Below are 14,738 nucleotides of genomic sequence, written 5' to 3' on the forward strand. Positions count from 1 at the left end.
GCATAAAAAAACCGCGATCAATGATCGCGGTTTTTTTTGCAGGTTATTTACCTAGCGGGATCTTCGGCGCCCATTGCAGCCATTCGTCTTCGAACTTGTCGAACAACGGGAAAGTCTGCTCAGGACGGGCCTGATTGCCCATTTTGTCATCATCCGGGGTAGCGAAAGCAATGCCGCCCTGAACCAGGGTTTCCAGCGATTCGGTGCGAATCGTTGCGCCCTTGAACAAACCGAAGTCGACACCAAAACCGCTGCTGTTCCAGAAGCGACTACCGCTGCGCACCAACGGCGCATAACGCGGTTCGATCAGGATGTGTACCAGTACGCGATCGGCAGTGCTGCCCAGTTCATACCCGGTCACCTTGCCCACGGTGACCTCACGATAGGTCACAGGTACACCTTCCTTGAGCGAACCACGGCGCGCAGCGCTCAATACCAGACTCAACCCGGCCTGTGGAACCGCGGCATCCGGTGCCTGCTCCAGAGCGACAAAACTGGTCTGGCGACCCAATTGTCTGCTCGCGGGTTGCACCTCAAGGTACTGGCCAGTGACCAGGGTTTCGAGGTTGGCCGTTTTCATCAATCCCAGCTCCGGTTTGACCACCCAGAATTGACTACCAGCCCGCGCAATGCGCTCCGGGACTTCGGTAATACGGGCCTGAAGCAACACGGATTGCAGATCTTCACTTAGATCGACGCTTTCGATTTTGCCAACATCCAGCCCCTTGAAACGAATCGGCGTGCCTGCGCGCAGGCCATCGGCACGGGCTACTTTGATCGTCACCGCTACACCCTGCTGCATGGCAGCGTCGCGGTCAGTGAACAGACGGAAACGCGGGATGCGTTTTTGCAACGGAGCTTTGGCTTCTGGGGTTTCAAAGGCAATCCCACCAGCCATCAGGCTTTGCAAGGATTCACTTTTAACCTGAATGCCGCCGGTCAAGCCGCCGGTCAGCGTGATACCGCTGGCATTCCAGAAACGGGTCGAGGCATTGACCAGGTTTTCGTATTCCTTTTCGATATGGACGCCGATCACCAACTGCTTTTTAGTGCGGGAGAACTGATAGCTCTGAACCGAACCGACCTTGACCTGCTTATAGAGAATTGGGCTGCCGACATCCAGCGACCCCAGGTTCTCGGTGAAGAGCACCATGTGCAGGCCCGGTGAGCGCAGATCCAACGGTGGTGCTTTGGCCCGGGCGATAAATTCGCGCTCGGGGGTGCTGCCCTTGTCACCAGGGCGAATCGCGATGTAGTTACCTTTGACCAACGCCTCTAGCCCGGTAATACCGGCCAGCGAGATCGATGGCTTGACCACCCAGAACTGGGTGCCTTGCACCAGGTAGTCTTCGGCTAACGGGTCGAGGGTCAGTTCGGCGCTGGCGCTGGTCAGGTCCGGGTCAACCTTGAGGCCCTTGAGGCTACCCACCTGAATACCTTTGTACATAACAGGCGTGCGACCGGCTTGCAGGCCTTCAAAGTCGCTCAGTTTGACTTTGACCTTGATTCCCGCCTGGGCAGCATCGAAATCTTCATAGAGACGGAACGGCAGGTTTGAATCGGTGGGTGGGCTGTCTTTGCGGTTCTCTGGTGTAGCGAACGCAATACCACCGGCCACGATGCTCGCGAGGGATTCGCTGCGCAGCTTCACACCCGACAGGTTGGCGTCGATGCTGATGCCGCTGGCATTCCAGAAACGCGTATGTTTGCGCACCAGATTGGCGTAGGTCGGCTCAATAAAGACTTTGATTTCGACGGTACTTTGGTCCTCTGACAGCACGTAGCTCTTGATCTGACCAACCTGGATTTGTTTGTAGAACACCGGGCTGCCACGGTTCAGCGAGCCGAGACGGTCAGCCTTGAGCGTCAAGTGCAGGCCGGGAACGGTATCAGACAGAGGCGGCTCCTGTGAGAGAGCCTTGAATTTGCGAACAGGCTCGCCATCTGAGGGGCTGACAGCAATGTAGTTACCCGAGACCAGGGTTTCGAGGCCGGTAATCCCCGCCAATGACACGCTGGGCTTGACCAGCCAGAAGCGAGTATTGGTCTTGAGATACTGCTCAACGTCCTTGTTCATCTCGACCGTGGCAATCACACCCTTGCTTGGACCATCTTCATCCAAAGCCAGAGTCTTGACCTTACCCACAGGCATGCCTTTGTAGACCACTTCGGTCTTGTTGGCGACGATGCCTTCGCCACTTTCAAAACGCACCTGAATATCGATACCGGTCTGGCTGTAGGCACGCCATCCGAGCCAGCCACCGATGATCAGGGCAATAAGCGGTAGGATCCAGATCGCCGACCAATTGGAAGCCGGGCGGGTTTTAGCAGTAGGCAGGTCACTCATGGTCGTCGTCCGACTCCGTATTATCCCAAATCAGTCGGGGATCAAAAGTTACAGCTGCAAGCATCGTAAGCACCACCACACTGGCAAAGGCCACTGCGCCAAGATTGGCTTCGATGCTGGCTATGCGTCCAAAATTCACCACAGCCACCAAAATGGCTATGACAAAAATATCCAACATTGACCAGCGGCCAATGAACTCAATAAAACGGTACATGATGATACGTTGCCGGGCCGACAGAGGCTGATGGCGCTGTACCGAAAACAGCAGCAGCGCAATGCCGACCAGTTTGAAGGTCGGCACCAGAATACTTGCCACAAACACAACCGCTGCAATCGGGATCATGCCGTGTTGCACCAGCTCGATAACCCCCGCCATGATAGTACTCGGAGAGCCTTGGCCCAGTGAGTTGATCGTCATGATCGGCAGCAGGTTGGCCGGGATGTAGAGAATGGCCGAGGTCAGCAGCAATGCCCAGGTACGCATCAGGCTGTCGGGGCGCCGCGCATGGACCAGGGCCCCGCAGCGAGTACAGGTTTGCTCATCTGTTTCAGGATCTTGCCTGTTCAGCTCGTGGCACTCGCCACAGATCAAAATACCTGCATCAATCGCCCGCATGAATATCCTCCCCGGACAGCGCTTGCCAAATCTGGTGAGGCGACATCACCACTTCCAGCCAGACCTGTACCAGCAGTAAGCTGATAAAACAGACCAACCCCAGGCCAAGGCTCAATTCAGCTAAATCGGCCAGTTTCACGATCGCCACCAGTACCCCCATCAGGTACACCTCGAGCATGCCCCAATCACGCAGGTGGTGATAAATACGGTAAATAAGCAATCCGTAACTGCGGCCTATATTCCAGCGAATACTGAGAAGTACGGCGAGCTGACAGAGCAATTTAAGCAGCGGGATCCCCATGCTGCACAGGAACACCACGACCGCGATGCCTTGCATGCCGGTATTGAACAAACCAAGCACACCACTCCAGACCGTGTCTTGCGACGCCTGGCCCAGTAGGTTGAGCTGCATGATGGGCAAAAAGTTCGCAGGGATGTAGAGCAACAATGCGGCAATCACAAGCGCAAGGCTGCGTTCAACCACCTTGTACCTATGGGCGTAGAGTTCGTAACCGCAGCGCGGGCATTGGGCTTTCTCACCGAGAGCAAGATGCGGCTTGCGCATCAACAGATCGCACTCATGACAAGCCACCAACTCGTCCAGCGGTAATTCTGACACCCTGCAGGGGTCAACCGGATCTGGCATATAGGGAGTCTCTGGCTCAGAAAATGACTGGGCTTATTCTAGTGCGCGGACTACAAAATAACTGTGCCTATTTGTAGGACTTTAGCCGCAGTACAGCTGAAGAGCGATATTGCGCTAGCCGCAACTTTTCTCGGCACAAAAACAAACCCCCTGTCTGCGTGAGCAGACAGGGGGTTTGGAATTTAATCTTGACGATGACCTACTCTCACATGGGGAAACCCCACACTACCATCGGCGATGCATCGTTTCACTACTGAGTTCGGGATGGGATCAGGTGGTTCCAATGCTCTATGGTCGTCAAGAAATTCGGTAGCCAGGTCGTTTGCCTTTCGGCTTACGCTCCAGCGAATGGGTATGTAATAGAGGTGTGTTTTGTGAATCGCAAACTTTCGGTTTGTATCGTCTTCACACACCGCAACTTGCAGGCTCTTGTATTCAAGGGCGCAAATTGCTTGGGTGTTATATGGTCAAGCCTCACGGGCAATTAGTATTGGTTAGCTCAACGCCTCACAGCGCTTACACACCCAACCTATCAACGTCGTAGTCTTCGACGGCCCTTTAGGGAACTCAAGGTTCCAGTGAGATCTCATCTTGAGGCAAGTTTCCCGCTTAGATGCTTTCAGCGGTTATCTTTCCCGAACATAGCTACCCGGCAATGCCACTGGCGTGACAACCGGAACACCAGAGGTTCGTCCACTCCGGTCCTCTCGTACTAGGAGCAGCCCCTCTCAAATCTCAAACGTCCACGGCAGATAGGGACCGAACTGTCTCACGACGTTCTAAACCCAGCTCGCGTACCACTTTAAATGGCGAACAGCCATACCCTTGGGACCGGCTTCAGCCCCAGGATGTGATGAGCCGACATCGAGGTGCCAAACACCGCCGTCGATATGAACTCTTGGGCGGTATCAGCCTGTTATCCCCGGAGTACCTTTTATCCGTTGAGCGATGGCCCTTCCATACAGAACCACCGGATCACTAAGACCTACTTTCGTACCTGCTCGACGTGTCTGTCTCGCAGTCAAGCGCGCTTTTGCCTTTATACTCTACGACCGATTTCCGACCGGTCTGAGCGCACCTTCGTACTCCTCCGTTACTCTTTAGGAGGAGACCGCCCCAGTCAAACTACCCACCATACACTGTCCTCGATCCGGATAACGGACCTGAGTTAGAACCTCAAAGTTGCCAGGGTGGTATTTCAAGGTTGGCTCCATGCAGACTGGCGTCCACACTTCAAAGCCTCCCACCTATCCTACACAAGCAAATTCAAAGTCCAGTGCAAAGCTATAGTAAAGGTTCACGGGGTCTTTCCGTCTAGCCGCGGATACACTGCATCTTCACAGCGATTTCAATTTCACTGAGTCTCGGGTGGAGACAGCGCCGCCATCGTTACGCCATTCGTGCAGGTCGGAACTTACCCGACAAGGAATTTCGCTACCTTAGGACCGTTATAGTTACGGCCGCCGTTTACCGGGGCTTCGATCAAGAGCTTCGCGTTAGCTAACCCCATCAATTAACCTTCCGGCACCGGGCAGGCGTCACACCCTATACGTCCACTTTCGTGTTTGCAGAGTGCTGTGTTTTTAATAAACAGTCGCAGCGGCCTGGTATCTTCGACCGGCGTGGGCTTACGCAGTAAATGCTTCACCCTCACCGGCGCACCTTCTCCCGAAGTTACGGTGCCATTTTGCCTAGTTCCTTCACCCGAGTTCTCTCAAGCGCCTTGGTATTCTCTACCCAACCACCTGTGTCGGTTTGGGGTACGGTTCCTGGTTACCTGAAGCTTAGAAGCTTTTCTTGGAAGCATGGCATCAACCACTTCGTTAACTAAAAGTTAACTCGTCATCAGCTCTCGGCCTTAGAATCCCGGATTTACCTAAGATTCCAGCCTACCACCTTAAACTTGGACAACCAACGCCAAGCTGGCCTAGCCTTCTCCGTCCCTCCATCGCAATAACCAGAAGTACAGGAATATTAACCTGTTTTCCATCGACTACGCTTTTCAGCCTCGCCTTAGGGACCGACTAACCCTGCGTCGATTAACGTTGCGCAGGAAACCTTGGTCTTTCGGCGTGGGTGTTTTTCACACCCATTATCGTTACTCATGTCAGCATTCGCACTTCTGATACCTCCAGCAAGCTTCTCAACTCACCTTCACAGGCTTACAGAACGCTCCTCTACCGCATCACCTAAGTGATACCCGTAGCTTCGGTGTATGGTTTGAGCCCCGTTAAATCTTCCGCGCAGGCCGACTCGACTAGTGAGCTATTACGCTTTCTTTAAAGGGTGGCTGCTTCTAAGCCAACCTCCTAGCTGTCTAAGCCTTCCCACATCGTTTCCCACTTAACCATAACTTTGGGACCTTAGCTGACGGTCTGGGTTGTTTCCCTTTTCACGACGGACGTTAGCACCCGCCGTGTGTCTCCCATGCTCGGCACTTGTAGGTATTCGGAGTTTGCATCGGTTTGGTAAGTCGGGATGACCCCCTAGCCGAAACAGTGCTCTACCCCCTACAGTGATACATGAGGCGCTACCTAAATAGCTTTCGAGGAGAACCAGCTATCTCCGAGCTTGATTAGCCTTTCACTCCGATCCACAGGTCATCCGCTAACTTTTCAACGGTAGTCGGTTCGGTCCTCCAGTTAGTGTTACCCAACCTTCAACCTGCCCATGGATAGATCGCCCGGTTTCGGGTCTATTCCCAGCGACTAGACGCCCTATTAAGACTCGCTTTCGCTACGCCTCCCCTATTCGGTTAAGCTTGCCACTGAAAATAAGTCGCTGACCCATTATACAAAAGGTACGCAGTCACCCAACAAAGTAGGCTCCCACTGCTTGTACGCATACGGTTTCAGGATCTATTTCACTCCCCTCTCCGGGGTTCTTTTCGCCTTTCCCTCACGGTACTAGTTCACTATCGGTCAGTCAGTAGTATTTAGCCTTGGAGGATGGTCCCCCCATATTCAGACAAAGTTTCTCGTGCTCCGTCCTACTCGATTTCACTGCAAAGATGTTTTCGCGTACAGGGCTATCACCCACTATGGCCGCACTTTCCAGAGCGTTCCGCTAACATCAATACAGCTTAAGGGCTGGTCCCCGTTCGCTCGCCACTACTAAGGGAATCTCGGTTGATTTCTTTTCCTCAGGGTACTTAGATGTTTCAGTTCCCCTGGTTCGCTTCTTAAGCCTATGTATTCAGCTTAAGATACCTAACTTATGTTAGGTGGGTTCCCCCATTCAGACATCTCCGGATCAAAGTCTGTTTGCCGACTCCCCGAAGCTTTTCGCAGGCTACCACGTCTTTCATCGCCTCTGACTGCCAAGGCATCCACCGTATGCGCTTCTTCACTTGACCATATAACCCCAAGCAATCTGGTTATACTATGAAGACGACATTCGCCGAAAATTCGCATGTTCAATTAAGAACTTATTCACAAATTTTACCTTAGCCTGAATAAACACCAGTGAAAGTGTTATCCAGTCTAACTTTCTATTACATACCCAAATTTTTAAAGAACGATCTAATCAAAAGATCAGAAATCAACATTCACTCTCTTTCGAGAAAATGTTCATTTCTAAGCTTTACGATAGAGAAGCCGTACAACTTAAGTGGCTTCTACCGTCTTTTACAGTGAATCAAGCAATTCGTGTGGGAACTTACGGAGCAGCTGATGTCGTCGATTAAGGAGGTGATCCAGCCGCAGGTTCCCCTACGGCTACCTTGTTACGACTTCACCCCAGTCATGAATCACACCGTGGTAACCGTCCTCCCGAAGGTTAGACTAGCTACTTCTGGTGCAACCCACTCCCATGGTGTGACGGGCGGTGTGTACAAGGCCCGGGAACGTATTCACCGTGACATTCTGATTCACGATTACTAGCGATTCCGACTTCACGCAGTCGAGTTGCAGACTGCGATCCGGACTACGATCGGTTTTATGGGATTAGCTCCACCTCGCGGCTTGGCAACCCTTTGTACCGACCATTGTAGCACGTGTGTAGCCCAGGCCGTAAGGGCCATGATGACTTGACGTCATCCCCACCTTCCTCCGGTTTGTCACCGGCAGTCTCCTTAGAGTGCCCACCATTACGTGCTGGTAACTAAGGACAAGGGTTGCGCTCGTTACGGGACTTAACCCAACATCTCACGACACGAGCTGACGACAGCCATGCAGCACCTGTCTCAATGTTCCCGAAGGCACCAATCTATCTCTAGAAAGTTCATTGGATGTCAAGGCCTGGTAAGGTTCTTCGCGTTGCTTCGAATTAAACCACATGCTCCACCGCTTGTGCGGGCCCCCGTCAATTCATTTGAGTTTTAACCTTGCGGCCGTACTCCCCAGGCGGTCAACTTAATGCGTTAGCTGCGCCACTAAGAGTTCAAGACTCCCAACGGCTAGTTGACATCGTTTACGGCGTGGACTACCAGGGTATCTAATCCTGTTTGCTCCCCACGCTTTCGCACCTCAGTGTCAGTATCAGTCCAGGTAGTCGCCTTCGCCACTGGTGTTCCTTCCTATATCTACGCATTTCACCGCTACACAGGAAATTCCACTACCCTCTACCATACTCTAGCTTGCCAGTTTTGGATGCAGTTCCCAGGTTGAGCCCGGGGATTTCACATTCAACTTAACAAACCACCTACGCGCGCTTTACGCCCAGTAATTCCGATTAACGCTTGCACCCTCTGTATTACCGCGGCTGCTGGCACAGAGTTAGCCGGTGCTTATTCTGTCGGTAACGTCAAGACAGTCACGTATTAGGTAACTGCCCTTCCTCCCAACTTAAAGTGCTTTACAATCCGAAGACCTTCTTCACACACGCGGCATGGCTGGATCAGGCTTTCGCCCATTGTCCAATATTCCCCACTGCTGCCTCCCGTAGGAGTCTGGACCGTGTCTCAGTTCCAGTGTGACTGATCATCCTCTCAGACCAGTTACGGATCGTAGCCTTGGTGAGCCATTACCTCACCAACTAGCTAATCCGACCTAGGCTCATCTGATAGCGCAAGGCCCGAAGGTCCCCTGCTTTCTCCCGTAGGACGTATGCGGTATTAGCGTCCGTTTCCGAACGTTATCCCCCACTATCAGGCAGATTCCTAGGTATTACTCACCCGTCCGCCGCTCTCAAGAGAAGCAAGCTTCTCTCTACCGCTCGACTTGCATGTGTTAGGCCTGCCGCCAGCGTTCAATCTGAGCCATGATCAAACTCTTCAGTTCAAACATCTTTGGGTTTTTAAGAAACCCTAAACTTGGCTCAGCAATCGTTGGTTACATCTTTGATTTCTCGCGGAGTAACTTGTGATGCTGATAATCTTGTTGACTATCAGTCTGACTCCACAAGCACCCACACGAATTGCTTGATTCAGTTGTTAAAGAGCGGTTGGTTAGCTTTCGCTGAACCGAGGCGCGCATTCTACAGCAGCCTCTGTTGCTGTCAAGCGGTTATTTTAAGATGTTTTCAAAGTTTCCTTTGTAACATCAACCACTTGCGCTTTCGATCTCTCGTTAGCGGGAGGCGAATTCTACAGCGTTACACGCTGCTGTCAACACCTTATTTCCTGCTACGTTCAATCTACTTGTTAGCCAGGCAAATGGCCTGGTTAACAGCACACGCTTTTTACAAAGCTTGTACTTATACAAAAACAAAATCCCCGACTGCGTGAGCAGACAGGGATTTTGGAATTTAATCTTGACGATGACCTACTCTCACATGGGGAAACCCCACACTACCATCGGCGATGCATCGTTTCACTACTGAGTTCGGGATGGGATCAGGTGGTTCCAATGCTCTATGGTCGTCAAGAAATTCTGTAGCCAGGTCGTTTGCCTTTCGGCTTACGCTCCAGCGAATGGGTATGTAATAGAGTGGTGTTTTGTGAGTCGCAAACTTTCGGTTTGTATCGTCTTCACACACCGCAACTTGCAGGCTCTTGTATTCAAGGGCGCAAATTGCTTGGGTGTTATATGGTCAAGCCTCACGGGCAATTAGTATTGGTTAGCTCAACGCCTCACAGCGCTTACACACCCAACCTATCAACGTCGTAGTCTTCGACGGCCCTTTAGGGAACTCAAGGTTCCAGTGAGATCTCATCTTGAGGCAAGTTTCCCGCTTAGATGCTTTCAGCGGTTATCTTTCCCGAACATAGCTACCCGGCAATGCCACTGGCGTGACAACCGGAACACCAGAGGTTCGTCCACTCCGGTCCTCTCGTACTAGGAGCAGCCCCTCTCAAATCTCAAACGTCCACGGCAGATAGGGACCGAACTGTCTCACGACGTTCTAAACCCAGCTCGCGTACCACTTTAAATGGCGAACAGCCATACCCTTGGGACCGGCTTCAGCCCCAGGATGTGATGAGCCGACATCGAGGTGCCAAACACCGCCGTCGATATGAACTCTTGGGCGGTATCAGCCTGTTATCCCCGGAGTACCTTTTATCCGTTGAGCGATGGCCCTTCCATACAGAACCACCGGATCACTAAGACCTACTTTCGTACCTGCTCGACGTGTCTGTCTCGCAGTCAAGCGCGCTTTTGCCTTTATACTCTACGACCGATTTCCGACCGGTCTGAGCGCACCTTCGTACTCCTCCGTTACTCTTTAGGAGGAGACCGCCCCAGTCAAACTACCCACCATACACTGTCCTCGATCCGGATAACGGACCTGAGTTAGAACCTCAAAGTTGCCAGGGTGGTATTTCAAGGTTGGCTCCATGCAGACTGGCGTCCACACTTCAAAGCCTCCCACCTATCCTACACAAGCAAATTCAAAGTCCAGTGCAAAGCTATAGTAAAGGTTCACGGGGTCTTTCCGTCTAGCCGCGGATACACTGCATCTTCACAGCGATTTCAATTTCACTGAGTCTCGGGTGGAGACAGCGCCGCCATCGTTACGCCATTCGTGCAGGTCGGAACTTACCCGACAAGGAATTTCGCTACCTTAGGACCGTTATAGTTACGGCCGCCGTTTACCGGGGCTTCGATCAAGAGCTTCGCGTTAGCTAACCCCATCAATTAACCTTCCGGCACCGGGCAGGCGTCACACCCTATACGTCCACTTTCGTGTTTGCAGAGTGCTGTGTTTTTAATAAACAGTCGCAGCGGCCTGGTATCTTCGACCGGCGTGGGCTTACGCAGTAAATGCTTCACCCTCACCGGCGCACCTTCTCCCGAAGTTACGGTGCCATTTTGCCTAGTTCCTTCACCCGAGTTCTCTCAAGCGCCTTGGTATTCTCTACCCAACCACCTGTGTCGGTTTGGGGTACGGTTCCTGGTTACCTGAAGCTTAGAAGCTTTTCTTGGAAGCATGGCATCAACCACTTCGTTAACTAAAAGTTAACTCGTCATCAGCTCTCGGCCTTAGAATCCCGGATTTACCTAAGATTCCAGCCTACCACCTTAAACTTGGACAACCAACGCCAAGCTGGCCTAGCCTTCTCCGTCCCTCCATCGCAATAACCAGAAGTACAGGAATATTAACCTGTTTTCCATCGACTACGCTTTTCAGCCTCGCCTTAGGGACCGACTAACCCTGCGTCGATTAACGTTGCGCAGGAAACCTTGGTCTTTCGGCGTGGGTGTTTTTCACACCCATTATCGTTACTCATGTCAGCATTCGCACTTCTGATACCTCCAGCAAGCTTCTCAACTCACCTTCACAGGCTTACAGAACGCTCCTCTACCGCATCACCTAAGTGATACCCGTAGCTTCGGTGTATGGTTTGAGCCCCGTTAAATCTTCCGCGCAGGCCGACTCGACTAGTGAGCTATTACGCTTTCTTTAAAGGGTGGCTGCTTCTAAGCCAACCTCCTAGCTGTCTAAGCCTTCCCACATCGTTTCCCACTTAACCATAACTTTGGGACCTTAGCTGACGGTCTGGGTTGTTTCCCTTTTCACGACGGACGTTAGCACCCGCCGTGTGTCTCCCATGCTCGGCACTTGTAGGTATTCGGAGTTTGCATCGGTTTGGTAAGTCGGGATGACCCCCTAGCCGAAACAGTGCTCTACCCCCTACAGTGATACATGAGGCGCTACCTAAATAGCTTTCGAGGAGAACCAGCTATCTCCGAGCTTGATTAGCCTTTCACTCCGATCCACAGGTCATCCGCTAACTTTTCAACGGTAGTCGGTTCGGTCCTCCAGTTAGTGTTACCCAACCTTCAACCTGCCCATGGATAGATCGCCCGGTTTCGGGTCTATTCCCAGCGACTAGACGCCCTATTAAGACTCGCTTTCGCTACGCCTCCCCTATTCGGTTAAGCTTGCCACTGAAAATAAGTCGCTGACCCATTATACAAAAGGTACGCAGTCACCCAACAAAGTAGGCTCCCACTGCTTGTACGCATACGGTTTCAGGATCTATTTCACTCCCCTCTCCGGGGTTCTTTTCGCCTTTCCCTCACGGTACTAGTTCACTATCGGTCAGTCAGTAGTATTTAGCCTTGGAGGATGGTCCCCCCATATTCAGACAAAGTTTCTCGTGCTCCGTCCTACTCGATTTCACTGCAAAGATGTTTTCGCGTACAGGGCTATCACCCACTATGGCCGCACTTTCCAGAGCGTTCCGCTAACATCAATACAGCTTAAGGGCTGGTCCCCGTTCGCTCGCCACTACTAAGGGAATCTCGGTTGATTTCTTTTCCTCAGGGTACTTAGATGTTTCAGTTCCCCTGGTTCGCTTCTTAAGCCTATGTATTCAGCTTAAGATACCTAACTTATGTTAGGTGGGTTCCCCCATTCAGACATCTCCGGATCAAAGTCTGTTTGCCGACTCCCCGAAGCTTTTCGCAGGCTACCACGTCTTTCATCGCCTCTGACTGCCAAGGCATCCACCGTATGCGCTTCTTCACTTGACCATATAACCCCAAGCAATCTGGTTATACTATGAAGACGACATTCGCCGAAAATTCGCATGTTCAATTAAGAACTTATTCACAAATTTTACCTTAGCCTGAATAAACACCAGTGAAAGTGTTATCCAGTCTAACTTTCTATTACATACCCAAATTTTTAAAGAACGATCTAATCAAAAGATCAGAAATCAACATTCACTCTCTTTCGAGAAAATGTTCATTTCTAAGCTTTGCGATACAGAAGCAGTAATGGTGGAGCCAAACGGGATCGAACCGTTGACCTCCTGCGTGCAAGGCAGGCGCTCTCCCAGCTGAGCTATGGCCCCATATTTCTACAGGTAATTTCCAAACAAAATTGGTGGGTCTGGGCAGATTCGAACTGCCGACCTCACCCTTATCAGGGGTGCGCTCTAACCAACTGAGCTACAGACCCAATTTTGATCTACTTCTATCGTCTTCTTCAATGAATCAAGCAATTCGTGTGGGAACTTATGGAGCAGCTGATGTCGTCGATTAAGGAGGTGATCCAGCCGCAGGTTCCCCTACGGCTACCTTGTTACGACTTCACCCCAGTCATGAATCACACCGTGGTAACCGTCCTCCCGAAGGTTAGACTAGCTACTTCTGGTGCAACCCACTCCCATGGTGTGACGGGCGGTGTGTACAAGGCCCGGGAACGTATTCACCGTGACATTCTGATTCACGATTACTAGCGATTCCGACTTCACGCAGTCGAGTTGCAGACTGCGATCCGGACTACGATCGGTTTTATGGGATTAGCTCCACCTCGCGGCTTGGCAACCCTTTGTACCGACCATTGTAGCACGTGTGTAGCCCAGGCCGTAAGGGCCATGATGACTTGACGTCATCCCCACCTTCCTCCGGTTTGTCACCGGCAGTCTCCTTAGAGTGCCCACCATTACGTGCTGGTAACTAAGGACAAGGGTTGCGCTCGTTACGGGACTTAACCCAACATCTCACGACACGAGCTGACGACAGCCATGCAGCACCTGTCTCAATGTTCCCGAAGGCACCAATCTATCTCTAGAAAGTTCATTGGATGTCAAGGCCTGGTAAGGTTCTTCGCGTTGCTTCGAATTAAACCACATGCTCCACCGCTTGTGCGGGCCCCCGTCAATTCATTTGAGTTTTAACCTTGCGGCCGTACTCCCCAGGCGGTCAACTTAATGCGTTAGCTGCGCCACTAAGAGTTCAAGACTCCCAACGGCTAGTTGACATCGTTTACGGCGTGGACTACCAGGGTATCTAATCCTGTTTGCTCCCCACGCTTTCGCACCTCAGTGTCAGTATCAGTCCAGGTAGTCGCCTTCGCCACTGGTGTTCCTTCCTATATCTACGCATTTCACCGCTACACAGGAAATTCCACTACCCTCTACCATACTCTAGCTTGCCAGTTTTGGATGCAGTTCCCAGGTTGAGCCCGGGGATTTCACATTCAACTTAACAAACCACCTACGCGCGCTTTACGCCCAGTAATTCCGATTAACGCTTGCACCCTCTGTATTACCGCGGCTGCTGGCACAGAGTTAGCCGGTGCTTATTCTGTCGGTAACGTCAAGACAGTCACGTATTAGGTAACTGCCCTTCCTCCCAACTTAAAGTGCTTTACAATCCGAAGACCTTCTTCACACACGCGGCATGGCTGGATCAGGCTTTCGCCCATTGTCCAATATTCCCCACTGCTGCCTCCCGTAGGAGTCTGGACCGTGTCTCAGTTCCAGTGTGACTGATCATCCTCTCAGACCAGTTACGGATCGTAGCCTTGGTGAGCCATTACCTCACCAACTAGCTAATCCGACCTAGGCTCATCTGATAGCGCAAGGCCCGAAGGTCCCCTGCTTTCTCCCGTAGGACGTATGCGGTATTAGCGTCCGTTTCCGAACGTTATCCCCCACTATCAGGCAGATTCCTAGGTATTACTCACCCGTCCGCCGCTCTCAAGAGAAGCAAGCTTCTCTCTACCGCTCGACTTGCATGTGTTAGGCCTGCCGCCAGCGTTCAATCTGAGCCATGATCAAACTCTTCAGTTCAAACATCTTTGGGTTTTTAAGAAACCCTAAACTTGGCTCAGCAATCGTTGGTTACATCTTTGATTTCTCGCGGAGTAACTTGTGATGCTGATAATCTTGTTGACTATCAGTCTGACTCCACAAGCACCCACACGAATTGCTTGATTCAGTTGTTAAAGAGCGGTTGGTTAGCTTTCGCTGAACCGAGGCGCGCATTCTACAGCAGCCTCTGTTGCTGTCAAGC

The 14,738-nt window shown here is 51.8% G+C and carries 3 protein-coding genes, 2 tRNA genes and 6 rRNA genes; all 11 read right to left on the reverse strand.

The features are described from left to right. Positions 1 to 43 precede the first annotated feature (43 nt). Positions 44 to 2,347 (reverse strand): PqiB family protein, encoded by a 2,304-nt coding sequence (locus N7D90_RS20480; RefSeq protein WP_261739699.1) that lies wholly within the window; start codon positions 2,345 to 2,347, stop codon positions 44 to 46. Next, positions 2,340 to 2,963, reverse strand: a complete 624-nt coding sequence (locus tag N7D90_RS20485) for a paraquat-inducible protein A (RefSeq protein WP_261739700.1) — start codon at positions 2,961 to 2,963, stop codon at positions 2,340 to 2,342. The genes N7D90_RS20480 and N7D90_RS20485 overlap by 8 nt, the downstream gene beginning before the upstream one ends. Next, positions 2,950 to 3,609: a paraquat-inducible protein A gene (locus N7D90_RS20490; protein ID WP_261739701.1), complete on the reverse strand. Its 660-nt coding sequence runs from the start codon at positions 3,607 to 3,609 to the stop codon at positions 2,950 to 2,952. Before N7D90_RS20490 ends, N7D90_RS20485 begins: the two co-directional genes overlap by 14 nt. A gap of 186 nt (positions 3,610 to 3,795) precedes the next feature. Further along, a 5S ribosomal RNA gene (rrf, locus tag N7D90_RS20495) occupies positions 3,796 to 3,911 on the reverse strand. Between the two features lie 161 nt (positions 3,912 to 4,072). Then, positions 4,073 to 6,964, reverse strand: a 23S ribosomal RNA gene (locus N7D90_RS20500). Between the two features lie 327 nt (positions 6,965 to 7,291). Further along, positions 7,292 to 8,828 (reverse strand): 16S ribosomal RNA (locus N7D90_RS20505). A gap of 470 nt (positions 8,829 to 9,298) precedes the next feature. Beyond that, positions 9,299 to 9,414, reverse strand: a 5S ribosomal RNA gene (gene rrf / locus N7D90_RS20510). A 161-nt stretch (positions 9,415 to 9,575) separates the two neighbouring features. Beyond that, positions 9,576 to 12,467: ribosomal RNA gene (locus N7D90_RS20515) — 23S ribosomal RNA — on the reverse strand. Positions 12,468 to 12,714: 247 nt separating this feature from the next. Next, positions 12,715 to 12,790 (reverse strand) — tRNA-Ala (locus N7D90_RS20520). Positions 12,791 to 12,820: 30 nt separating this feature from the next. Beyond that, a tRNA-Ile gene (locus tag N7D90_RS20525) sits at positions 12,821 to 12,897 on the reverse strand. A gap of 81 nt (positions 12,898 to 12,978) precedes the next feature. Continuing rightward, a 16S ribosomal RNA gene (locus N7D90_RS20530) occupies positions 12,979 to 14,515 on the reverse strand. The 16S, 23S and 5S rRNA genes sit together here with 2 tRNA genes alongside, the layout of an rRNA operon. Positions 14,516 to 14,738 lie beyond the last annotated feature (223 nt).

Origin of the sequence: Pseudomonas fragi (assembly GCF_025426255.1) — a bacterium.
GTDB lineage: Bacteria > Pseudomonadota > Gammaproteobacteria > Pseudomonadales > Pseudomonadaceae > Aquipseudomonas > Aquipseudomonas kulmbachensis.

Bases quoted from the DNA above. Each gene is read 5' to 3' on its own strand.
- N7D90_RS20480 (WP_261739699.1), bottom strand. From the start codon at position 2,347: ATGAGTGACCTGCCTACTGCTAAAACCCGCCCGGCTTCCAATTGGTCG.
- N7D90_RS20485 (WP_261739700.1), bottom strand. From the start codon at position 2,963: ATGCGGGCGATTGATGCAGGTATTTTGATCTGTGGCGAGTGCCACGAG.
- N7D90_RS20490 (WP_261739701.1), bottom strand. From the start codon at position 3,609: ATGCCAGATCCGGTTGACCCCTGCAGGGTGTCAGAATTACCGCTGGAC.